This is a genomic window from Kiloniella spongiae (assembly GCF_001026905.1).
GTDB classification, from domain to species: Bacteria; Pseudomonadota; Alphaproteobacteria; order Kiloniellales; family Kiloniellaceae; genus Kiloniella; species Kiloniella spongiae.
This window is the reverse complement of record NZ_LAQL01000008.1, coordinates 117,453-140,779: the sequence shown is the minus strand read 5'-3', so window position 1 is coordinate 140,779 and position 23,327 is coordinate 117,453. Positions and strand designations below refer to the sequence as shown.

Annotated in this window: 18 protein-coding genes; 8 read left to right on the top strand and 10 right to left on the bottom strand. The window is 45.0% G+C overall.

Annotation, left to right across the window (positions count from 1 at the left end; all coding sequences use genetic code 11):
* Nucleotides 1–31 precede the first annotated feature (31 nt).
* Both WH96_RS13485 and WH96_RS13480 read left to right on the top strand, forming a co-directional pair.
* Complete coding sequence (locus tag WH96_RS13485) at nucleotides 32–1,138, top strand: AI-2E family transporter (protein ID WP_047764722.1); 1,107 nt, start codon at nucleotides 32–34, stop codon at nucleotides 1,136–1,138.
* A gap of 28 nt (nucleotides 1,139–1,166) precedes the next feature.
* Entirely contained in the window at nucleotides 1,167–1,844 is a 678-nt protein-coding gene (locus tag WH96_RS13480; protein ID WP_047764721.1) for an HdaA/DnaA family protein, read from the top strand.
* Between the two features lie 45 nt (nucleotides 1,845–1,889).
* Here the strand turns inward: WH96_RS13480 and WH96_RS13475 are convergent, their stop codons facing one another.
* Entirely contained in the window at nucleotides 1,890–2,618 is a 729-nt protein-coding gene (locus tag WH96_RS13475) for a hypothetical protein (protein WP_204248199.1), read from the bottom strand.
* An 8-nt stretch (nucleotides 2,619–2,626) separates the two neighbouring features.
* Nucleotides 2,627–3,133, bottom strand: a complete 507-nt coding sequence (locus WH96_RS13470) for a SixA phosphatase family protein (RefSeq protein ID WP_047764719.1) — start codon at nucleotides 3,131–3,133, stop codon at nucleotides 2,627–2,629.
* A gap of 153 nt (nucleotides 3,134–3,286) precedes the next feature.
* On the opposite strand from WH96_RS13470, the gene WH96_RS13465 reads away from it, so the two are divergent.
* The gene (locus WH96_RS13465; RefSeq protein ID WP_047764718.1) at nucleotides 3,287–5,464 is read left to right on the top strand and encodes an RNA degradosome polyphosphate kinase; all 2,178 of its coding nucleotides are present in this window, start codon (nucleotides 3,287–3,289) and stop codon (nucleotides 5,462–5,464) included.
* Nucleotides 5,465–5,529: 65 nt separating this feature from the next.
* On the opposite strand, the gene WH96_RS13460 is transcribed toward WH96_RS13465, so the two are convergent.
* Nucleotides 5,530–6,672 carry a M23 family metallopeptidase gene (locus WH96_RS13460; protein ID WP_162200155.1) on the bottom strand — a complete coding sequence of 381 codons (1,143 nt, stop codon included), beginning with the start codon at nucleotides 6,670–6,672 and terminating at the stop codon, nucleotides 5,530–5,532.
* On the bottom strand, nucleotides 6,650–7,801 hold the full coding sequence (gene rnd / locus WH96_RS13455) for a ribonuclease D (RefSeq protein WP_047764717.1): 1,152 nt from the start codon (nucleotides 7,799–7,801) through the stop codon (nucleotides 6,650–6,652). Before rnd ends, WH96_RS13460 begins: the two co-directional genes overlap by 23 nt.
* A gap of 306 nt (nucleotides 7,802–8,107) precedes the next feature.
* Between rnd and aspS the strand changes: the two genes are divergently transcribed.
* A complete protein-coding gene (aspS, locus tag WH96_RS13450; RefSeq protein WP_047764716.1) occupies nucleotides 8,108–9,901 on the top strand; it encodes an aspartate--tRNA ligase in 1,794 nt (597 codons plus the stop codon).
* Between the two features lie 185 nt (nucleotides 9,902–10,086).
* Nucleotides 10,087–10,635 carry a hypothetical protein gene (locus tag WH96_RS13440; protein WP_047764714.1) on the top strand — a complete coding sequence of 183 codons (549 nt, stop codon included), beginning with the start codon at nucleotides 10,087–10,089 and terminating at the stop codon, nucleotides 10,633–10,635.
* Nucleotides 10,636–10,741: 106 nt separating this feature from the next.
* Here the strand turns inward: WH96_RS13440 and WH96_RS13435 are convergent, their stop codons facing one another.
* Nucleotides 10,742–11,500 carry a GGDEF domain-containing protein gene (locus tag WH96_RS13435; protein WP_162200154.1) on the bottom strand — a complete coding sequence of 253 codons (759 nt, stop codon included), beginning with the start codon at nucleotides 11,498–11,500 and terminating at the stop codon, nucleotides 10,742–10,744.
* Nucleotides 11,501–11,797: 297 nt separating this feature from the next.
* On the opposite strand from WH96_RS13435, the gene WH96_RS13430 reads away from it, so the two are divergent.
* Nucleotides 11,798–12,619: an EipB family protein gene (locus tag WH96_RS13430; protein WP_047764713.1), complete on the top strand. Its 822-nt coding sequence runs from the start codon at nucleotides 11,798–11,800 to the stop codon at nucleotides 12,617–12,619.
* A gap of 29 nt (nucleotides 12,620–12,648) precedes the next feature.
* On the opposite strand, the gene WH96_RS13425 is transcribed toward WH96_RS13430, so the two are convergent.
* Nucleotides 12,649–13,953: a DNA polymerase IV gene (locus WH96_RS13425; protein WP_047764712.1), complete on the bottom strand. Its 1,305-nt coding sequence runs from the start codon at nucleotides 13,951–13,953 to the stop codon at nucleotides 12,649–12,651.
* A 347-nt stretch (nucleotides 13,954–14,300) separates the two neighbouring features.
* On the opposite strand from WH96_RS13425, the gene WH96_RS13420 reads away from it, so the two are divergent.
* Complete coding sequence (locus WH96_RS13420) at nucleotides 14,301–14,678, top strand: response regulator (RefSeq protein WP_047764711.1); 378 nt, start codon at nucleotides 14,301–14,303, stop codon at nucleotides 14,676–14,678.
* A gap of 51 nt (nucleotides 14,679–14,729) precedes the next feature.
* On the top strand, nucleotides 14,730–16,139 hold the full coding sequence (locus tag WH96_RS13415) for a PleD family two-component system response regulator (RefSeq protein ID WP_047764710.1): 1,410 nt from the start codon (nucleotides 14,730–14,732) through the stop codon (nucleotides 16,137–16,139).
* Between the two features lie 124 nt (nucleotides 16,140–16,263).
* Here the strand turns inward: WH96_RS13415 and rpmG are convergent, their stop codons facing one another.
* The 4 genes from rpmG to topA form a co-directional block, all read right to left on the bottom strand.
* Complete coding sequence (gene rpmG / locus WH96_RS13410; RefSeq protein ID WP_026261645.1) at nucleotides 16,264–16,431, bottom strand: 50S ribosomal protein L33; 168 nt, start codon at nucleotides 16,429–16,431, stop codon at nucleotides 16,264–16,266.
* Between the two features lie 145 nt (nucleotides 16,432–16,576).
* Nucleotides 16,577–18,169: a S41 family peptidase gene (locus tag WH96_RS13405; RefSeq protein WP_053005908.1), complete on the bottom strand. Its 1,593-nt coding sequence runs from the start codon at nucleotides 18,167–18,169 to the stop codon at nucleotides 16,577–16,579.
* Nucleotides 18,170–18,322: 153 nt separating this feature from the next.
* Nucleotides 18,323–20,593, bottom strand: coding sequence for a ribonuclease R (gene rnr / locus WH96_RS13400; protein ID WP_047764709.1), 2,271 nt, complete (start codon nucleotides 20,591–20,593; stop codon nucleotides 18,323–18,325).
* 16 nt (nucleotides 20,594–20,609) lie between these two features.
* On the bottom strand, nucleotides 20,610–23,297 hold the full coding sequence (gene topA / locus WH96_RS13395) for a type I DNA topoisomerase (protein WP_047764708.1): 2,688 nt from the start codon (nucleotides 23,295–23,297) through the stop codon (nucleotides 20,610–20,612).
* Nucleotides 23,298–23,327: the final 30 nt, after the last annotated feature.

The window sequence follows — 23,327 nt, the reverse complement described above, 5'->3', positions numbered from 1 at the left end:
CCAGGGGTAATAAAAGTTCTAGGGGGATAAGATGACAGCCGAACGACAAATTAGATTCTGGCTTATTGGGTTGGTTGTTTTTTTACTATCAGTCTTTGTTCTGCGATCTGTTCTGTTGCCTTTTGTTGCTGGAATGGCAATCGCGTATTTCCTTGATCCTGTATGTGACAAGCTGGAAGAGTGGGGCTTGTCACGCATGTTGGCGACAACAGTGGTCACCATTGCTTTCCTGTTGATTCTGATTTTTGCCCTTGTTTTGCTTGTTCCAGCCTTAATCGGGCAGGTTGTCGATTTAATAGAAAGTTTGCCGAAGCTGGTAGAGGCTGTTCGCGGACAGATGAGTAAGCTTCTTTTGATGATTGAGGATCGTGTTGATCCCGCAAGTGTTGCTAACCTTAAAGAAGCTTTTGGTGATAGCCTGAAGTCGGTGACCAAATGGCTTTCCCGTTTCGCAGGCAGCTTGATTGACGGTGGTGTGGCGTTTGCCAATCTGATTTCTCTGCTGGTGATCACACCTGTTGTAACTTTTTATTTACTTAGAGACTGGGACAAGATTGTCGCGAAAGTGGATAGCTGGTTACCACGACCTCAGCTAAAAACCATCCGCCGATTGGCAAAGGAAGTTGACGAGACGCTTGCCGGGTTCATTCGAGGGCAAGGGACAGTCTGTCTTGTCCTTGGTGGATTTTATGCCGTGGGCCTCAGTCTGTCAGGTCTCAATTTTGGCCTTGTGCTGGGTATGATTGCTGGTTTGCTTTCCTTTATCCCTTTTGTTGGGTCCATCATTGGTTTGATTTTGTCTGTTGGATTGGCTTTTTTCCAGTTTGATAGCTGGGGACCAATTGCTCTTGTTGCCGGGGTCTTTTTTGCAGGCCAGATTCTGGAAGGTAATATTCTTACACCCAAATTAGTGGGTGAAAAAATCGGCCTGCATCCTGTTTGGGTTATCTTTGGTCTCTTGGCTGGTGGCGCATTGTTTGGCTTTGTCGGCATGCTTTTGGCCTTACCTGTCGCAGCAGTTATTGGTGTCGGTGTCCGTTTTGCTTTGAGTGAATATATGGACAGTCGTTATTATTATGGTATCAATCATTCCAAGGATCTTGCCAACAAAGATTCTCAAGAAAATTTACCTGAATAACGAACTAGTTAAACGGCTTACATCATAAATGGATAGTTCACAGCTACCGCTAGATCTTGGACATCGTCCTGCTCTTGGACGCGAAGATTTCCTTATTGCGCCATGCAATGAGCTTGCGGTCGCGTGGGTGGATCAATGGCCTGAATGGCCCGGACATGCCTTGGCTTTTTATGGACCGTCGGGGTGTGGGAAAACACACCTTGCCCATGTTTGGCGAACGGAAAGTGCAGCTGTTTTTGTCTCTGCGGAAGATTTACTGGCGTCAGAACCCACCGAACTTTTGAAAAAACAGGGTGGCTGTATCCTTGATGATATTCAGGATGATTTAACGAGAGATGCCGAGCTTCAGCGCAAGCTTTTTCATCTGTATAACTATGCGCGTGAAGAGGCTGGATATCTCCTTTTTACCGGGCGAGAAGCCCCTGCAAGGTGGGATGTTTCTCTGCCCGATTTAGCATCGCGTTTGTCTGCGATTCCCTCGTTTGAAATGGGGGCACCGGATGAGTTCTTGTTCGAAGCATTGCTGGTAAAGCTTTTCTATGATCGCCAGCTAACAATTTCCAAGGAAGTCTTGAGGTTTTTGGTTCTAAGGCTTGATAGATCGTTTCAGGCTGCGCGTGAAATCGTCTCGGTTCTTGATCAGCAATCTTTGGCATCACAACGCGAGATTACGATACCTTTTATAAAGTCGGTTCTAGGAACCTAAGTCCTGAATTTATAGCAGAAGATTACCAAAGCTTGAGAGTATTGTTTATAAGAGTGCTTCGATCAATTTCAATGTGCTCGTTCCCAAATGTTCAGCGGACAATATGGATCCATGGCATGGTATAATCATATTGGGTGATGCCATTCTAACTTGTTGAGTAAGCCAATCGAAATAAACTTGCCGATCCGCTATCCCATAGCTTGGAAATGTACCAAGTAATTCAGGCTGTTCTGCGTATAGTTTTTTTGTAACTTTCGGACCGCAAAATGCATCTGTTACAATCCAGGAAACTTGATTTTCCTGAAATTTTTTTATCCATACCTCACCTGTTTTCAAGCCGAGGGGCTCAACAAAACATATTGTATCTGGTAAGGATGGTTCCAGTTCTTTTAATGAGCTGAATGACAGAGCGGTTTGCTTTTTAAGCCTTGGATTTGCATTTTGTGTGCAACAAAGTTTTGCTTCAGGGAAAGCTTTGGAATATTCCTCAAGCCCCTTATTGTGATAGTGATTTGGTGCGAGTAGATGAGTAACTTTTCCTAATGATTTAAGGCTTTCTTTGGCAATTGTACTCAGACCTTGTACCGGGCTGTAAAGGCACAAATTTCCCGAAGAGAGTTGAATCGCAATACAACGCAGTGTTCCTTTCTCTGCGGTATAAATTCCCTTAATCTCATCAATTTTATTAAATGCAGATAACTCTTTTCCCATGCTATATTTCTCCAGCAAAAAAATAGAATTCACGTTGAAGTGTAAGTTTTTTGTATCAGCCAACGGATCGTTTATTCCCCGGGGTAATAAATTCTTTCTAATTTTGTGTTCACTTTCGACAACGCAGCCCAATTTTCAATATTACTGTTGAGTAAACCGTAACCGGCAGGGGGTAATCTACCATAAACCCTTTGAAGTGCTGCACGATCAGAAACTGGTCCGCTTATATCGAACAGAAACTGGCTCAACCCGGGGTTATGACCGACAAGTAGAACTGTGTTATGTCGATTATCTATTTTACTTAATTCTCTGTTGATGATCTGGGGAGGCGCAAGATAAAGCTCGGATATGAGTTTCAAATCAATGTCAAAGCCAAGAATTTCTTGAATGATCTCGGACGTTTCTGTCGCCCGTACAGCCGAGGAACTTATAATTATGGATGGTGGAATGCCTTTCATTCTCTGCCCCAGCCAATGAGCTTCTTCCTGCCCTTTTGTTGTGAGGGGACGATCCCGGTCCTGTTGCCCCTGCTTTGCATGACGGGTTGTAGCGTGACGTGCGAGGTAAATTTTTTTCATTATGACAACTCAACTATATTACGAGCTAGTTTTCTATGGACTATTGACTATACTAGATAGATCGCCAGATATACTTTTTACAATTATTTCACTGTATTTACGTAGAATTTTTATTTGCACTGAATTTTGTCAACCACCATTGAGGAGACATTTATGACCGCGAAGGCAGCTCAGGAAAAGAAAAGAGCAGAAGACTCTCAACAAGAGAGTGAAATATTGTCTATTGCGGCTGATTCTCCAAACAGATTTATAAACAGAGAGCTTTCCTGGATTGCGTTTAATGAGCGCGTTCTGGAAGAGGCTGATAACCCATCTCATCCATTGCTTGAACGGTTAAGGTTCCTGTCTATTTCTTCAGGTAACCTTGACGAGTTTTATATGGTACGTGTCGCTGGTCTGATGGGACAGGTCAATGCTGGTGTGACTTCGCGCAGCCAGGACGGTTTAAGTCCGGATCGCCAGTTGAAAGCCATTGACGAGCAAGCTGCAAAGTTGATGCATCGGCAGCAGCTAATTTGGTCGACGATCAGGCAGGAATTACGCCAATCTGATTTCGATCTTTTAAGCGTCGATGAGTTGACTGATGAGGATAAAATTTGGCTGGCAGAGTATTTTCAGGATCAGGTTTTTCCGATCCTGACGCCGATTGCCATTGATCCGGCCCATCCTTTTCCGTTCGTACCAAACCATGGATTTTGTATGGTTCTAGAGCTTGAGGATGTGCAAGAAGATAAATATATCAATGGTTTGATTGCTATGCCTCATCAGCTGAACCGTTTTATTCGCATGCCGGGGGAACATCATCGTTTTATTCGGTTAGAGCAAGTGATCCGCTTGCATCTTTCGCAGCTATTTCCGGGGTTTGATGTTATCAGTGTCGGGCATTTCAGATTACTTCGTGATAGTGATATCGAAATTGAAGAAGAGGCGGAAGATCTTGTCCGTGTCTTTGAAAGTGCACTTAAGCGTCGTCGCAGAGGCAGCTGCATTCGCCTTTCTATCGACGCCAATATGTCGGAAAATCTACGCTCTTTTGTTACGCGAGAGTTGGATGTCGATCCTGATCGAATGTTTGTTCTTGAAGGGCTTCTCGGTCTTGTTGATACCAAGAGACTTATTGTCAAAGATCGCCCTGATTTGGTTTTCCAGCCCTACACACCGCGATTTCCAGAACGTATTCGTGAGTTTGGTGGCGATTGTTTTGCTGCGATCCGGGAAAAAGATCTTCTGGTGCATCACCCCTACGAAAGTTTTGATGTTGTTGTCCAGTTTGTTCGTCAAGCCGCAAACGATCCTGCTGTTGTGTCTATCAAGCAAACGTTGTACCGGACCAGTGAAGATTCGCCCATTGTTAAAGCCCTGATCGAAGCTGCGGAACGCGGGAAAACGGTGACGGCTCTGGTTGAGTTGAAGGCACGGTTTGATGAAGAGCGTAACATCCGTTGGGCCAGAAATATGGAGCGCGCAGGCGTTCAGGTTATTTACGGTTTTATTCAGCTCAAAACCCACGCGAAATTGTCGTTGGTTGTCCGCCGCGAAGGCAAAAAACTAAAATCTTATGTACACTATGGAACAGGCAACTATCATCCTATTACGGCGAAGGTTTACACGGATCTATCGTTTTTTAGTTCTGATCAGGCATTGTGCCGGGATACAGCCAAGCTCTTTAATTACATTACGGGCTATGCCAAGCCGCTTCCCATGGAAAAAATTGACTATGCACCATTAACCTTCAGAGAGAGGTTATTACAGCATATTCAAAGAGAAATCGAATTGGCGAAGGAAGGTAAACCAGCTACAATCTGGGCCAAGATGAATGCTCTTGTGGATCGCCAAGTTATTGATCAACTTTACAAAGCTTCACAGGCCGGTGTGTCTATCGAATTGGTAATCCGTGGTATTTGTTGTTTGCGTCCGGGGGTTCCCGGCTTGTCTGAAAACATCCGCGTGAAGTCCATGGTTGGCCGTTATCTGGAACATGGGCGAATTGTCGTTTTTGGGGATGGTCACACAATTCCATCCGGTAAAAACAAAGTCTTTATTTCTTCGGCGGATTGGATGCCACGAAATCTTGATCGGCGTGTCGAGAGTTTTGTGCCGATTGAAAACCCAACGGTTTATCAGCAAGTACTCGAACAGGTCATGATTGCGACATTGAATGACACGGCCCAGTCCTGGGATTTGCAATCTGATGGTAGTTATATTCGTAAAGAAAGATGCGAGGATAGTTTCTCAGCCCATAACTACTTTATGAACAATCCTTCCCTTTCAGGGCGCGGAACCTCGTTGAAAGATAAAAGGTCAACTCCTCGATTAAAGAGGCTTTTATAAAGCAGTAAGGATTGACTCTACCGCGTGTTCTCTGGGGATGACGTTTGAGCTGTTATAGATGCAAGTTAGTTCGGTGATGTGAATAGTTCTTTTGGTGACTCAATTTCCATTGAACGATCAATATTGATAATCGTTTCCGGACTGTGCTTGTTCTTTAGGCGACGGAGTTTGTAGTTCACTTGATAAGTGCCTGCTGGTAAAGGGAGGCTTCTGCTGTAGAAAAAACCTCTTAGTCCTTGCACGGAACTTTTCTCAATCTCGTCACTTCGTTGATATACATCACCGTCAGGCAACAGAATTTTTAGCTCTTCCATGTCGCCTTGGCGGATACCCCACAAGCTGACCCAGAAATAGAACTCTTTGCTTTCTGCAGGGAAATTATTGATCTCAACTTTCTGTGTATCTAGTTCTTCATAGTCGGGGAAATGATCGGAGAAGCCAGTGCGAAAAACACCGGCATCTTTATACCCAAGTTTGGCATTGGCCTCTGCGGACCATAAGGAACGCCCCGTTGCTGCCAGATCACATCCTTCACTGCCTGTCATTCCGGTAAAGGGGTCTATGTTTTGCCCTCGGTAGGACAGGTGAAAATGTAAGTGGGGAAAACTGGTTGATCCAGAGAGGCCAACCAAACCGAGAAGGGATCCTTGGGCGACGTTCTGACCAGGTTTAACGATGACGCTTCCCTGACGCAAATGCCCGTAATGTGTCCGCCAACCATTGCCATGGTTAATGACAACAGAATTACTGGGCTTTGGCGCAAGACCACGAGAAGATTTTATTTCCTCTTGATTGAGCGCACGATCAGGAATTCCATCTTTTATAATTTCAATTTTACCCTGTGCGGCGGCAAGAACGGGAAAGCCACTTTCTTTCCATTCTGGAGAGCTTACTCTGATATCAATGCCTTTGTGTCCGTTATAGGTGAGAATGCCGCAGGTATGATCAAGGGCTTCGGGACCGGGTGCGTAATCAAAATAATGCTGGATAAAACAATCACTATCGGTGTCGCAAGCGACAGGAAAAGCGAGCAACGGCGCTGGTGGTGTTGATGGGTTGGCGTCAGAATGGGAAGGTGCAAAAAAGGCTATGCTGGCATAAAAAATACCAGCACATACGGCAATGCCATAGAGCATACCGACTGAAACAAAACTATTGCAGAGATGGAAAACAGGTCTCTGCAGTTTAGTCGAGATCCTCCACGACAAGCTTGCCATCCTTGATGCTAAGAGCAATGAGACCTTTTTTGAGCCGAAGCGCTTTGTCGCCGAAGACTTCTCGTCGCCAACCGGATAGTGCGCGGACATTGGCATTATCATCGGCAGCAATCTTTTCAAGATCACTGCTGTTGGCGATGAGCTTTTGGGCGACATCAAATTCATCACAGCATTGCTTGAGAAGAACCCTTAGCAGGTCAATGATAGCTGAAAGGCCATTATTGGGTATATGGCGCTCTTTCGCTTTTGGACAGGCGTCCTTTGGAAGATCCATTGCAACCTTAACTGCCGCGAGGATTTCTTTGCCAAGACGTCCATCTGCCATATCAACTGAAACACCGCGAGTCTTTGAAAGCTCTTTGGCATTAGTTGGGCGGTTGGACGCAATATCATAAAGCTGTTCGTCCTTGACCACTCTGCCGCGTGGGGTATTACGGCGCTGAGCTTCGAGTTCGCGCCATGCACCTAGCTCTTTCAGGATGGCAAGATAACGACGATCATTGGATCTTGTTTTTAACCTGAGCCAAGCCGTATCGGGATCCTGGCGGTATGTTTCAGGATCTTCGAGAATGGCCATTTCTTCGGCTAACCAGTGCTCGCGACCGTTTTTGTCGATTTGTGAACGTAACTTTGCATAGATATCACGCAGATGAGTAACATCTGAAATGGCATAAGATATCTGTTTCGGGGTCAAAGGACGCTTGGACCAATCTGCAAAGCGGGCAGATTTATCAATGTCCACGTTCAGAAGTTTTTTAGCAAGATTGTCATACCCAATCGAATCGCCAAAACCACAGACCATGGCTGCCAACTGGGTATCAAACAGTGGCGCGGGGACTTCGTCCATGAGAAGGCAAAAAATTTCCAAATCTTGCCGGGCGGAATGGAAAACCTTCAGCACTGTTTGATTTTTCATCAAATCAAACAGTGGCGTGAGATCGATATCAGGCGCCAACACATCTATTGCTGCAAAGTTGTTGGCATCTGCGAGTTGAACAAGACAGAGCTTGGGCCAATAGGTCTGGTCCCGAAGAAACTCTGTATCAACGGTTACGACATCAGATTTTGCCAGTTCCTGGCAGAGATCTGATAGTTCTTTACTGGATGTAATCAATGTCATGACGCGACTATACGTGCCTGATCCCTGCTTAGAAAGGTGAATATGGTTAAGACGCAAATTCACTTTCTGAATAGGGGATATCAGCACAATTTGTTGATTGTGAAAAATATTTGCCAACTTTCTTCAAAGTTGAGGTGCAAAACCTTGACAAATTGCCAATCTGATGCCTTTTTCCAACGGAATAATTTATGATTTTGGCAGAGTGCCGAGATTCAATTTTTGCTGAGCCTGAAAGTGCTCTGGTTTTAATTGCTCTGCACACAGATTTGCTAGATCGAGACAGCTATAATACCAAAGGAAATACTTATGCATCCTTATCGTTCCCATAATTGTGCTGAACTGCGCCTTTCTGATAAAGGTCAGCAGGTTCGCCTTTCTGGTTGGGTCCACCGTAAACGTGACCACGGTCAGCTTCTTTTTGTAGATCTACGTGATAGCTTTGGTATTACCCAGTGTGTCGTGGATGTTTCTAGCCCGCTTTTCGAAAAACTGGAAAATACACGCGTCGAATCAGTGATCACGGTTACAGGTGATGTTGTCATCCGTACTGCTGAAACGATCAATGCAGCTTTGCCAACGGGTGAAATTGAAGTTCGTGTTCGCGAACTTGAAATCCAGTCCCGCGCGGAAGTCTTGCCATTACAGGTAAACTCTGATGAAGACGCTGGTGAAGATACAAGGTTGCGTTATCGCTATCTGGATTTGCGTCGCGAAAAGATGGTGAAGAAGCTGAAACTTCGTTCCGGTGTAATTTCTTCCCTGCGCCGCCGGATGATTGAACAGGACTTCATGGAAATTCAGACGCCTATCCTGACGGCTTCAAGCCCGGAAGGCGCACGTGATTTCCTGGTTCCTAGCCGTATTCACCCCGGTAAATTCTACGCCCTGCCGCAAGCACCACAGATGTTTAAGCAGCTATTGATGGTTGGCGGTGTTGATCGTTATTTCCAGGTTGCGCCTTGTTTCCGTGATGAAGATAGTCGTGCAGATCGCTCTCCGGGTGAGTTTTACCAGCTCGATTTTGAAATGAGTTATGTAACTCAGGATGATGTATTTAACGCGATTGAGCCTGTGCTCCATGGTGTATTTGAAGAGTTTGCCGATGGGCGTGAAGTTTCGCCTTATCCGTTTGCTCGTATTCCTTACGCAGAAGCGATGGCCAAATATGGTTCTGATAAACCTGACCTTCGTAACCCAATTATCATTAATGACGTGACGGAAGCATTCCGTGGTTCAAGCTTCGGCATTTTTGCCCGTGCAATCGAAGGTGGCAATGTAGTTCGCGCAATTCCGGCACCGGGTACGGCTGGAAACCCACGTAGCTTCTTTGACAAGTTCAATGACTGGGCGCGTAAAGAAGGTGCCGCAGGTCTTGGCTATATCATTTATGATAAGGAAGGTGTTCCTAAGGGACCGATTGCCAAAAACCTTGATGAAGATCGTTTGGCACAGATCAAAGAAATTGCAGGCCTTGAAAATGGCGATGCTGTGTTCTTTGCTTGTGATAAGGAACTGGCTGCTGCCAAGTTTGCGGGGCATGTCCGTAATAAGCTTGGTACTGACCTTGAGCTTCTGGACAAAGGTGTTTTCAAGTTCTGCTGGATTGTTGACTTCCCAATGTTCGAGCTGGATGAAGACACAGGAAAAATTGATTTCAGTCATAATCCGTTCTCTATGCCTCAGGGAGGGATGGACGCGCTGGAAAATCAGGATCCCTTAACCATTAATGCGTACCAGTACGATATCGTTTGTAATGGTATTGAGCTATCTTCCGGGGCGATACGTAACCACCGTCCTGACATCATGTATAAAGCTTTCGAGGTCGCTGGTTATAGCAATACAGATGTAGAAGAAAGCTTCGGTGGTATGCTATCAGCATTTAAATTTGGTGCGCCGCCACACGGTGGCTCTGCACCGGGTGTTGATCGTATGGTGATGATGTTAGCTGATGAACCAAACATTCGCGAAGTTATTGCTTTCCCAATGAACGGCAAGGCAGAAGATCCGCTCATGCAAGCGCCAGCCGAAGTTGATGAAGATCGTTTGCGCGAACTGCACATCAAACTTGATCTACCGTTGGAAGATACTGAAGAGAACTAAATTTCTGCGAATGCATTCTGATTTAATCTGGATGCATTAGGACAAATATCGAATCGCCCTGCTTGATGAAGCAGGGCGATTTTGACTCGTAGTGGTTGCGAAACAAAGTTGTGGTGCTCACTTTGGAGTCGAAAAATAGATAAAATTTGATATTTATTGATATTCTTCTTGCGCTTGGAATCGAAATGACTCATGATTCTCAAAAGCTTATCGTTATTCCTGGGGGGAATATCATGCGGAAAATTTTTGTCGCTTCAACACTTGCACTCACATTGAGTGGCTGTGCGTTGCCGCCTGCGATTGGCGTTGCGTCATTAGCAGTTGATGTCGCGAGTTACTTTTTTAGCGGAAAAACACTGACGGACCACGGAATCTCTGCGGTTGCACAACAGGATTGTGCTCTGATCCGTTTAATGGAAGGGGATTTGTGTGACGAGTATGTAGGTTTTGAAGTCGCTGATGCAACGCTTGCACCTCTTTCGCCGGTTGATGAAATCGAGATCGCAGCAGTTTCTGATTTGGAAACATCAGTTAGCTACTTCGCAGAGGATGCGCAGTTAGGGGCAACTGATCCAACAGAAATATCTGCGTATTCTGAGAAGATAGCCGTTATTGATGCACAGACAAATCACTTGAAAATAAGCAAAGTTATTATAGACGATCAAGTGGCTGATATCTTGGATAGTGCTGTTTATCTTGCGGATGAGTTAAAGCCTGTCGGTTTTGATGGCTAGGTAATATTCGTTTTTGAAGTGCCAGTGTAAAAGGTCAATATAAAAAATGCCCTGAAAGATTTTCAGGGCATTTTTTATGGGATCGAAGGTAGCAATATATAAAAATCTAGAGCGTTCTTTTTTCCACATACTGACTACCGATATGACAGGCAATACGGTTACCTTTGTTGTGGTACATTGATTTATCAGCGAGATGGAGTAATTGATTGGGATTGGTTCCAGCGGTATAGTTTTCATACCCAACACTGACGGATACAGGGATCTCGTGTTGTCCCCAACGAACGACAAGCATGTTCAAAAGTTTATTGAGTTTGCCAATAATTGCTTCAACTCTGTCTGGGGCAGTGTTGGGCATAAGGATCGCGAATTCATCGCCACTCAAGCGGGCAATGTAATCGCTTTTGCGACAGTGTTTTACCAGTGCTTTGGCAACTTCTTTTAGAACACAGTCACCAGCCATGTGACCATAGCTGTCATTAATTGATTTAAAATGGTTCATGTCACAGATAACCAGGACGCCTTTATCGCCTGTGCGCGATGCCCTGCTCAGAGCACGATCAAGTTCATGCTGAAACCCACGACGATTTAGGAGATCAGTTAATTCGTCTGTAATCGAGAGATTTTCCAGATATCTGATCCGTTCATGTTGCTCAGAGAGAGTCTGCTCTGCAAGGGCAGCAGCTTCCAATAACTCAACTACCTGCCTATCGGATATACGTTTGCTCTTACTGAGATTGGTATAAGCTATCCGCCGCAGTCGAAACATGAGATTATCTCGATCGGCTGAAAGCTTTATATCGTCGCTTTTGTCAAAAGCTGTGGGATATAAAGGGCCAGATCCGTTAAATGCATCCGTATATGTCACGTTCGCCACCATTTCCTATTAAAGATAACGATGCTAACAATGCAAATAATATGCCGGTTGTAGTCTGTGGGATAAGTGTTTGTTTTATGGTGTATATTGTTCTCAGTGATCTACTTATTTTCAGTTGCTGTGCAATTTTTACCAATAAACTTACCAGAATTAATAGGGCTGGGTAAAAAGTGTCTAGTAGGCTTATTGCAAAAGAAAATGCCTCAATCTTGCCTGAAATGATATGTATTTAAAGTGATGCTTATAATCCTTTGGCAGTTTGTTGAATTTTAGGAATGGATTTTCTTTATGTGTAGATGGCAGAAAAAAGTAATTTTTTTATCGGTTTCCGCGGCTGCTTTGTTGTTTGCACAGGTAGGTACAGCGGGACAGAATTCTGTAGATTTACTTTTGCATAAAGCTTCTTATGACCTGCGTTTGAATAGCTCTTATCAAGGGGCGATTAGTAGTATGGGCGGGAAAATTGCGTATGATCTGACGAGTGACTGTCGTGGATGGTTAATGACAAACGAGCTTGAAATGGATGTTGTCTATAGTACAGGGCAAAGCATGCAGATGGACCTTAAGATAAATACTTGGGAAGCTTTGGACGGGCAACATTACCGCTTTACTGTATTACAGGATGGTAATTTGTCCGGTAAAAGTCGCTATATCGGAAAATCTTCTCATGCAAAGGCTTCTCCCGGAAAGTCAGGCGAAAAGGTTCTCGCTGAAATTACAGAACCAGAAAAACAGGATGTTGAATTAAAAGACGTGATTTATCCGACAGCTTTTTTGAAGGATATTATTCTGGCAGCCCAAGATGGTGAAACGGCTTTAAATCGTACTGTGTTTGACGGTACAGCAGAGCTTGATGCCTTTAAGGTGTCTGCCATTATTCTGCCAAATACAGAAGAAGAGAATACGCTTGAATTAAAGGACAAAATGTCGTGGAAAGTTTTTTTGGCATTCTATGATTTGAACTCTAAAAGTACGCTGCCCATTCAGGAACAAACGCTTACCCTTTATGAAAATGGTGTGGTGTCCTCTATAGATCTGGATTTTGGTGACTTCTCTGTCAAAGGAAAAATGACAGGACTTGAGGTTAATAGTTCTCCTCAATGCGGATAGTTTCGGTGTGGCGATATTTTCTATAACTATTATTTGTTGTCTTTGTTATCGGCTTTAGTGACGCCGCGATAAGAGCGGCCTTTTTGGATACTATCTTTGCCTAACTTGCTTCGAACTCGATCGAGAGCAGCTTCAACTTTTTTCCGCTTTTCTTTTTGGGGATCCAGTAAATCCTGGGGGTCTGCAAAATCAGGCGATACAAGGTCGCTGCCGCCAACACCAAGTAAACGGAAGCGTTGACCATTACATTGCTCTTTTAATAAAGGGAGCGTGGTTTGATAAATTTCTTCTGCCAACTGTGTCGGAGAAAATACTTTTCGGCTACGGGATATTTGGCGAAAATCCCCGGTTTTCAGTTTGAGATTAATTGTTTTTGCTGCGAACTTTTTTCTCTTTAAATTACTTGAAACATTTTCACAAAGCCGCCAAAGAACGACTGAAAGTTCTTCGAAGTCACTTATGTCTTCGTTAAATGTTGTTTCGTTAGAAATACTTTTTGTTGGTGATTTGGGATTCACTGTTCGTCCGTCATGTCCTCTGATAAAATGAAACATTCGTTGACCCATTTGACCGTATTTTTTCATCAACTCTTCTTCGCTATAGGGAAGAAGATCTTTGATCTGTCTTAGACCATCCTGATGAAGTTGTCTCTCTAGGCTTTTCCCTACGCCCCAAATGAGTCGAACAGGCTGTTCTTTCAAAAAGTCTTGTGTATTACTATGGCCGAGAACAGAAAATCCACGAGGTTTATCCAGATCGGAAGCGATTTTGGCCATTGATTTATTGTAGCTGAGGCCGACCGAGGCTGTGATGCCAATTTCATCTTCTATCTTTTTGATCAGTTTTGCCAAGGTGATCGCAGGGCAATGACCATGTAATTTTTCCGTTCCGGATAGATCTAAAAAAGCTTCATCGATTGAAAGTGGTTCGACAAGTGGTGTCAAGGATTGCATCATGGCGCGCACTTTCAAACCTTCTTCCTTGTATTTATACATGTTTGGCTTGACGACCACGGCAGTTGGACATGCTTTGAGCGCTTTGAACATTGGCATTGCGGACTTAACGCCATATAGACGTGCGAGATAACAGGCTGTGGAGACAACACCCCGTTTCCCACCGCCAATAATAACGGGCTTGTCCTGGATTTTTGGGTTATCCCTTTTTTCCACGCTGGCATAGAAGGCATCACAGTCTATGTGTGCCATTGTCAGATTCCCAAGTTCGGGGTGGCTGATAATGCGCGGTGAGTGACAGCTTATACAGCGAATTGGCTTTTCGTTAGAAGCTGATGCTTCTTCTCGCCAATGAAAACAATCTCTGCAAAGGTCAGGCATAAGAAATCACGTTTATTTATTGTTCTTATTTTATACTCTTTATGTTCTTTATTTGGCAAGATATTACCAACACTCTATTGAGTTGAATTGTTAACAAATTGAAGCGTGTAAGGTGAGGAGGTTTTACTGGGCCAGAGTTGAAATTTTTGTAATTCTAGTGAGTTAGCAGGTCAAAACCGCTTTTATTGTAAATTTTAACAATATTTCCGTTACCATATGTTAACTAAAGTTGAGTAGTGTGGCATTCAAGGGTATTGTTTCAGTGAATATAGTTAACCACCTGAGACATTTAATGAAGCGCATTGGGCTCTCCATGTGTTTTTAGGAGGCATCGGCAGGAAACATCTATGCAGACTAACAAAGAAAAAACTGTTCTTGTTGTCGAAGATAACGAACTGAATATGAAGCTGTTCCACGATTTGCTGGAGGCTCAAGGCTATAACATCCTTCAATCAAAAGACGGTATGGAAGCGCTTTCAATAGCGCGTACTCATAAACCCGATTTGATTTTGATGGATATTCAGCTGCCTGAGGTATCCGGTCTGGAAGTCACAAAATGGCTTAAAGAAGACGATAACCTTCGTGCTATTCCCGTGATCGCGGTCACGGCTTTTGCTATGAAGGGGGACGAAGAAAAAATCAGAGAAGGGGGATGTGAGGCTTATATTCCAAAACCTATCTCTGTGACAAAGTTTTTAGAAACTGTCGAAAGATTCTTGAGCTAAAGAATTTTTAAGTTGGTTTTACTTTTATAATATCGAAAGAGTGCAGCATTTATGGCGGCAAGGATTTTGGTCGTAGACGATATACCTGCTAATGTCAGGCTTTTAGAAGCGAAGCTGATGGCAGAGTATTTCGAGGTGATAACTGCTTCAGACGGACAATCTGCCCTAGAAATTGCAGCTAAGGAAATGCCGGATATCATCCTGTTGGATGTGATGATGCCAGGTATGGACGGGTACGAAGTTTGTAGTCGTTTGAAAAATAATTCTAAGATGCGCCATATTCCAGTTGTTATGGTCACAGCATTGAGTGAAGTAAGTGATCGGGTTCGCGGGCTTGAAGTTGGAGCAGATGATTTCCTTACCAAACCGCTTAATGATGTCGCTCTTTTTGCGCGTGTGAGATCTCTTGTTCGTCTCAAGATGATGACTGATGAATTAAGAGTCCGTCAAGAAGCTTCTTCGCGCTTTGATTCTATTGGTACTGGTGAGTCTGATGATGAAGCCGCCATTTCTAATGCAAATATACTCTTGGCGGAAACCAACGACTTAACAGCCAGTAAAATTATTAATTTCCTGACTGAGTTGGAGCATAATGTAGATCATTCCCGAGATCCACGTGAAGTTATCGAGCTGGGGCAAGAGAAGTCATATGACCTCTTCATTGTTGCGCTTGATCTTGGTGGTGAGGACGGTTTGAGACTTTGCTCTCAATTGAGAGCGCATGATGAAACGAGGCATGTTCCAATTCTTTTGGTACTGGAGGAAGAAAATCTTTCTCAACTAGCTAAGGGGCTGGATATTGGCGTAACGGATTATCTGGTTAAGCCGATAGATCCAAATGAATTGCGCGCACGATGTAAGACCCAAATAAAGCGCCGTCGTTATCATGATCGCCTAACTGATATGCTGAAGAAAAGCGTTGCTTTGGCATACACAGATCCGCTGACTGGGGTTTACAATCGTCGTTATATGAATGCGCATTTAGACCGTGCGATTATGGAGATTGCAGAAACGGCTAAGCCTGTATCTGCGCTTATGTTTGATATTGACCACTTTAAACTGGTAAATGATACATATGGCCATGCCAGTGGAGATGAGGTCTTAAAGATTTTAGCCAAGCGGGTTACTGATGCTGTTCGCGATTTTGATATGCTTGCGCGCTACGGTGGGGAAGAGTTCGTTGTTATTATGCCAAGTGCATCATCAGAACAGGCTTTTACTGTTGCAGAGCGTCTTAGAGCGCGAGTCGGTGACAAACCAATTGAAGTTCCGGGGTCCCCAGAAGCGTTAACCATCACAATATCTGTTGGTGTTGCAACGACTTCAGATCCGATGGAGGTGGCTGATAGTCTTTTGGCGCGTGCTGATACGGCTTTATACGACGCCAAGTCTATGGGCCGTAACTGTGTATGTATCGAGCATTCCAGCCAAAGTAATTCAGATCAGAGCCTTACGATTTAATCTCAAGCCTATTTTCAGTAATAGCTAGGGCTGTGTAATAATAGTTTGGGTATTAGCCATTGTTGAAAATTAGACACAAAAAAGGCCGCATCAAGCGGCCTTTTTCTTTAAGCTTTTAAAAAGCTTATTTCATTTTCGCTTCTTTGAAAACAACGTGCTTGCGCGCAACAGGATCGTATTTGCGTAGCTCGAGTTTTTCTGTAAGCGTGCGCGGGTTTTTCTTTGCTACATAAAAGTAGCCAGTGTCCGCGGTGCTTACCATGCGAATTAGTTGAGTAGCCGGCTTAGCCATAGCGAAATCCTCATCGCGCTTAAAAAATTACAAATATAACAGGGGCGAAACATAACCTTTTAAGCTCTTAAGTCAAGCCCTGATCTGATATTTTCTAATCTATGCTAAAGTTAATCAAAAATATGAGAAAATTGAAGATATTCTATCAGTTGATTAGTTCTGATGTTGTTGGTGCACGCTGCCCCCGGGCGAGGTCAAATAAATCAGGTGATGCCAGCAACGCCTCGGCGATTTCTTTTTCAAGCTCAGATGGTTCTGCACTTTGAGGGCATGTGGCTTTGATATTCTCAAGGGCGATATCATCGTCTAAAGCTGGTGAAGAGGCTCTTATTTCGCTTGATATAGGCAAGACACCTGACCTCAGAAGTGCGACGATGTCAGCAAGGGTCTTTGTGCCGTCAGATGTTGTGCAGACATCAGGGATAATGCCTCTTTTATGAATAGCATATCCGGAAGGGGCATGAAATCGAGCCCATGTAACGGCTATTTCAGCTCTATTTGGTAGTTGGAATACTTTTTGTACAGTGCCTTTGCCAAAAGAGTTACTGCCAACAATTATCGCGCGTCCGGAATCCTGTAATCCTGCTGCAAGGATTTCGGATGAAGAGGCGGAATAGGAGTTAATCAAAACAATAATTGGGAGACCCTTGGCAATATCCTGACTATGAGCTGCGCTGTATTGGTGGCTGTCAGGATGTCGGCCTCTGGTAGAGATTATTGCTCCGCTGGATATAAAGAGATCAGCAGTGTTAACCGCCTCTTTTAACAGACCACCGCCATTATTTCTGAGGTCAATTATATAGCCTTTGATATTCTTACCAATTTCCTTCTGGGCTTTTCGCACCTTTTTCCGCATCGTTGAAGTCGTAGATCGGTTGAAGCCGGAAACTTGTAGATACGCGATATTACCAGCCGCAGAATAGTTTACGGTCTGGACTACGATCTTTTTACGCGTGATTTCAAAAACGATGTTTTCGGGCGCTTTAGGATTACGAAGAATTGTAATTCTGACTTTTGAGTTCTGGGGACCTTTCAGGAGCTTGGTTATTGCAGATTCTGAAAAGCTACTGATATCAGTTGTACCAACTCGTACGATAATATCGCCAGCTTGTAATCCAACACTTTCAGCTGGTGTGTTTTCCATTACCGATATGATATGAGCACCCTTTGGGTCTTTTATATAGCGGATGCCTAGACCACCAAAGCCGTTACGACTGTCCCTGTTACTCTTTGCCTGATCTGGTCTTGAGTATCGCGAAAACCGATCTAGTTCACCCAGAATACCATCAAAGACAGCTTGGTGTATTTGATCAATACTCGCGTCTCTAAAAGGTGAGGAAACACCACGGGCTTCTGATATAACTCTGGAGGTCAAGAGAGCCCATGCTCTGTTATCCAGCGTCGAGGGATAGCTGTGTCGAGAGATCGGCTGTCCTTCGTAGTTAACGGTAACCGAATTGCCGGCATCAATGACTTCGAACTCAGGGTCCAGCGTCGTCAGATTATCCATTCCGGCAAGCGCCAGACGGGATACGTCAATTTCTTCGATATAGAAGTCGGTTACGTGACTAAAGCCTTCGGCAAAAAGGCGCGAAGAATTTTTAGGCTGGAACTCAGTTTCTTGAATTGGATAAGGCGCATTACAACCGGTTATAATGGTAATAAGGCAAAGCGCCCAAAACCTGCGAATGGCTTTGGAGCAGAGATAGTGCAGATGCAATCTTGAGTTAAAGGGCATCTACCCTGTCTCCCATGAAAATTTACTGTACGAATTTACTGTTCAATTTTGCTGAGTTTACTACTCAAATACAATTTTAACAGCATATTTTCTAACTATATCAAAAGATAAGGTCAGTATTTAAACTTTTTGATTTAGTTTCCCTGTTGCTTATTAACGGTTTTTTCCTTTTGGAGATCTGCGAGAGGAAGTACCGATCTTATTTCTTTTGCGCCCCCGGTGATGATCTTTGTTCTGTCTCTTAGGCTTCGCACGAGTTTCTTCATTGTTGTCGTCGCCTTCGACAATGCGGAGTGCAATGCCACCGGTTATAGGATTGGATTCAAAGATTCGGACCATAACGCTATCACCAAGATTAAACACGCGCCCCCAACGGCGCCCAGTTAGGCTATGGTTTTTTTCATCGTGAAGGTAATAATCATCGGGTAGGTAGGACATGGGAACCAGCCCATCCGCGCCAGTTTCATCCAGTGTGATAAAGAGCCCGGCACGGTGTACTCCATTGATCTTTCCGGGATAGATCGTTCCTATCTTCCTGGAGAAGAATGAAGCAGTGAAACGGTTGACGGTATCACGTTCCGCAGCTGCTGAGCGTCGCTCTGTTGCCGAGATATGCTCTGCGATATCATTGAATTTTGTTGTCTCCGCGCTTGTTAGTCCGTCATTGCCAAGGTTGAGGCCTTTGATGAGGGCGCGATGAACCATGAGATCGGAATAACGTCGTATCGGCGATGTAAAGTGCGCATATCTTGTCAGAGCCAAGCCAAAGTGACCAAGGTTGGTTGCGTCGTATCTGGCCTGACTTTGTGCTCTGAGAATAAGCTCGTTAATCAACTTGGATTCTGGTAAGTCCGAGGCACGTTCCAAAACCTGTGTAAGGACTTTCGGGCGGATGACTTGCCCCTTGGCAAACTTGATCCCCATGCCGTGTAAGCTGTCGGCCAGGCCTTCTATCTTAACAGGATCGGGGGCTTCGTGAACCCGATACATGCATGGAAGCTGCTTGCTTTCTAGTTCTATCGCGGCAGCAACATTGGCGGTAATCATAAACTCTTCAATAAGTTTATGACTGTCGAGTCTCTGTCTTTTGACGATATCTGTGACTTCGCCGGATTCGTCCATAACCACTTGGAATTCAGGTATTTCAAGCTCAAGAGTTCCCCGTTTATGGCGGGCTTTGAGCATAGTGTCATAAGCGCCTTTTAGCGGCTTTAACACTGGATCAAGCAAGTCAGCTGTTTTATCGCTTGGATATCCGTTAAGTGCTTCTTGTACTTCTTCGTAGGTTAGGCGCGCTTGAGAGCGAATTAATGCCCGAACAAACTTATGTTTTCTGAGTTCACCCTCTGCGTCAATCCACATATGAACCGCCATTGACGGGCGATCTTCGTTGGGTTTTAGTGAGCACCATCCATTGGAAAGTGCTTCGGGAAGCATTGGGACAACTCGGTCTGCGAAGTAAGTTGAATTACCACGCGTTTGAGCTTCATCGTCTAATGGACTTCCTGCTCTGACATAATGGGCAACATCTGCAATGGCCACAATAATATGCCAGCCACCTTCATTATCGGGATCGGGTTCTGCCCAGACGGCATCATCAAAATCGCGAGCATCGGCCCCATCAATAGTTACGAGAGCCAGATCGCGTAGATCTGTTCTTTTCCCCAAGGTGGTTTGTTTTGCTGCGGCTGCTTCTTCCAAAGCTTCTTCGGGAAATTGGTTCGGGATATTACGTTCGTGGATTGCGACCAGGCTGAGTGCACGCGAACTGTCAATATCGCCAAGAACGTCGACAACCTTTACTTCTTTAAGACCTTTACGGGATCGTCCCTTGCGAATTTCACAGAGAACAAGTTCTCCGTGTTTTGCAGACTTGGCATAGTCGGGATTCAGAATGAAATCCTTCTTTGCCTTTTTATCGACGGGACGAACAAAGCCGCCTTCTTCAGTAATCTGATAGATACCCAGTATTTTAAGGGCGGCAGCTTCAAGTTTTCGGATGGGAATACCCTGATAGCTTTTATTATCAAGCCTTTTGAGTTTGGCGAGAACACGATCCCCAACGACCAGATCGAATTTACTTTTACGATCGGGCAAAACGTAAATCATCGGTGCAGGGTGATCTTCTTCCCATGCGGCGGGAACAGCGATGAGTTCTCCGTCGCTGTCTATCCGTGTCAGCTCGATAACCTGAACAGGGGGAAGACGGCCGTCGATATTGTTCTTACGTTGTTTGGGGCCACGTCCAAAATGACCTTCGTCCTTGAGCTCTTTCAAAAGTTGTTTCAAGGGGATCTTGTCGTTGCCACGCAAATTAAAAGCGCGGGCAATCTCACGCTTTCCAACCGCAGTTGGAGATTGTTCAATAAAGTCTAAAACCGCTTCCTTTGTGGGAAAGGGCGGGGATTTTCGATCAGAGGTCACGCCCTTTTCCTAACAGCTATTCTTCAGTTTTGGGTTTTGTCGTTTTCTTGGCTGGTGCCTTTTTTGCCGCAGTTTTTTTCGTAGCAGGTTTCGTGGCAGGTTTCTTTGCTGCTGTTTTCTTGGCGGTGGTCTTCTTAGCCGCGGCTTTTTTCGCTGGAGCTTTCTTTTTAGCGGGCGCTTTTTTCTTCGTACCCTTCTTCTCTAGCTGCTTTGTTAAAAGCGCTACAGCTTCTTCCAATGTAATGGTGTCAACTTCTTTATCTTTAGGCAAAGAAGCGTTCACTTTGTTCCATTTTACATAGGGGCCATATCTGCCGGAGTGAACTGTAATATCAACACTGTCCTCTGGGTGTGCTCCGATTGTTCTAAGGGCAGCAGCTGGACCTCGCTTTGGAGCTTCTGCAATCAGGGCAACAGCTCTGTTCAGGCCGACAATCAGAACATCATCATCTTTGGTCAGCGATTTAAAGGTCGATCCATGCTTCACGTAGGGGCCAAAACGTCCGATGCCTGCGATAATCATCGCACCATCATCTGGGTGAGGGCCGATATCACGCGGCAGAGATAGCAACCCTTGAGCAAGCTCGAAAGTTACATCGCTGATTGGTGTTCCCTTGGGAATGGAAACACGTTTAGGTTTGGTTTTCTCAACCGCTTCGCCCAATTGAACGTAAACACCATAAGGCCCTTTGCGGAGTGTTACGGCAAGCTCTGTTGCCGGATCGACACCGAGCTCTTTTGGTTGGCTGAGATCATTTTCTCCACCTTCACCGTCTGGCAAAGAAAGCTGACGCGTATAGCGGCAGTCGGGGTAGTTAGAGCAACCAATAAAGCCCCCCGTTTTTCCAAGCTTGATCCCCAAGCGTCCGTCGTCACAGGTTGGACACTCTCTTGGGTGTTTCTTGTCCGGATCTTCAGGAGTCGGGAAGAAGTGATCACTAAGGTCTTCGTCCAGAGCTTCGATAACTTCTGTAATCGTCAGGCCTTTGGTTTCATCAACAGCGGTATGGAAGGCATCCCAGAAACCTCTGAGAACCTTTTTCCAATCAATCGAACCTGCTGAGATGTCATCAAGTTGGGTCTCGAGATCCGCTGTAAAGTTAAATTCGACGTATTTGGAGAAAAAGTTCCGCAAGAAGGTAACAACAATACGTCCACGATCTTCAGGCTTGAATCGTTTCTTTTCCAGAACAACATAATCGCGATCTTGTAGAACCTGTATGATAGAAGCGTAGGTTGATGGACGTCCGATGCCCAGTTCTTCCATTTTCTTTACAAGGCTAGCTTCTGAATAACGCGGTGGAGGTTGGGTGAAGTGTTGCTCTTTTTCAATTTCTTCGCGGTTGGCAACGTCGCCTTCTGTCAGCTTTGGTAGACGGCGATCATCATCCTGACCCTCTTTTTCGTCGTCTTTGTCTTCTTTGTATAGCTTCAAGAAGCCATCAAACCTTAAAACAGAACCGTTGGCACGAAGAACAGCCTGACCCTGGGCAACGTCGATGTCCACAGCAACCTGATCCAGAATGGCGCTTTCCATTTGACTGGCAACGGTTCTATTCCAGATTAGTTCGTAGAGTTTACGTCCTTCGTCATCAAGATGAGATATTACATCGCGTGGTAACAGTTCAAGATTGGTCGGGCGGATCGCTTCGTGAGCTTCCTGAGCATTCTTGGCTTTACTTTTATAGACGCGGGGGTTTGCGGGTAGATAGTCTTTGCCATATTGCTTGGCAATGAGGTCACGGCCAGAAGCAATGGCTTCGGCAGAAAGACTGACACCATCAGTACGCATATAGGTGATCAGACCAACAGTCTCGCCCCCAAGATCAACGCCTTCGTAGAGTTTCTGGGCAATACGCATTGTCCGTGAAGCCCCGAAACCGAGCTTACGAGACGCTTCCTGTTGAAGGGTAGAGGTCGTGAAAGGCGGTTGCGGATTCCGGCGAGATTGCTTCTTCTCGACCGAATTAATGGTAAAGCTGGTAGCATCTTCCAACAGATGAACCGCGTCCTGTGCGGCGGCTGCGTTGGCAAGATCGAACTTGTCGAGTTTCTTGCCTCTCAGTTGTGTTAGGCGCGCGCCGTATTTCTGTCCATCTGCAGTCGAGAGCTTGGCATCAACAGTCCAATATTCCTGTGGTTTGAAGATTTCAATCTCGGATTCCCGATCACAAATCAGACGAAGAGCAACAGATTGAACGCGTCCAGCTGAACGACTTCCCGGAAGTTTGCGCCACAGCACTGGTGACAGGGTGAAGCCGAAAAGATAATCAAGCGCACGACGGGCGAGATAAGCTTCTACGAGTTCCATGTTCAGTTCTCTGGGTTCAGAGAACGCTTGCTGGATCGCTGTCTTGGTCACTTCGTTAAAAACAACCCTGGAAACTTTTTTACCCTTGAGCTTTTTCCTTCTTTCAAGCTCTTCAGCCAGATGCCAGGAAATGGCTTCTCCCTCTCTGTCGGGGTCGGTTGCGAGGATCAGTTGATCAGCATCTTTGAGGGCTGTAATAATATCTTTCAGACGTTTTTCAGATCCGCTATCCACTTGCCATGACATCGCAAAATCTTCGTCGGGGGCGACTGAACCATCCTTTGGGGGAAGGTCACGCACATGCCCGTAGCTGGCGAGGACATGATAATCTTCGCCCAGATATTTGTTGATTGTTTTGGCTTTCGCCGGTGATTCAACAACGACAATATTCATAGCTTCGGGTTCTACCTACGTCTAAATTTT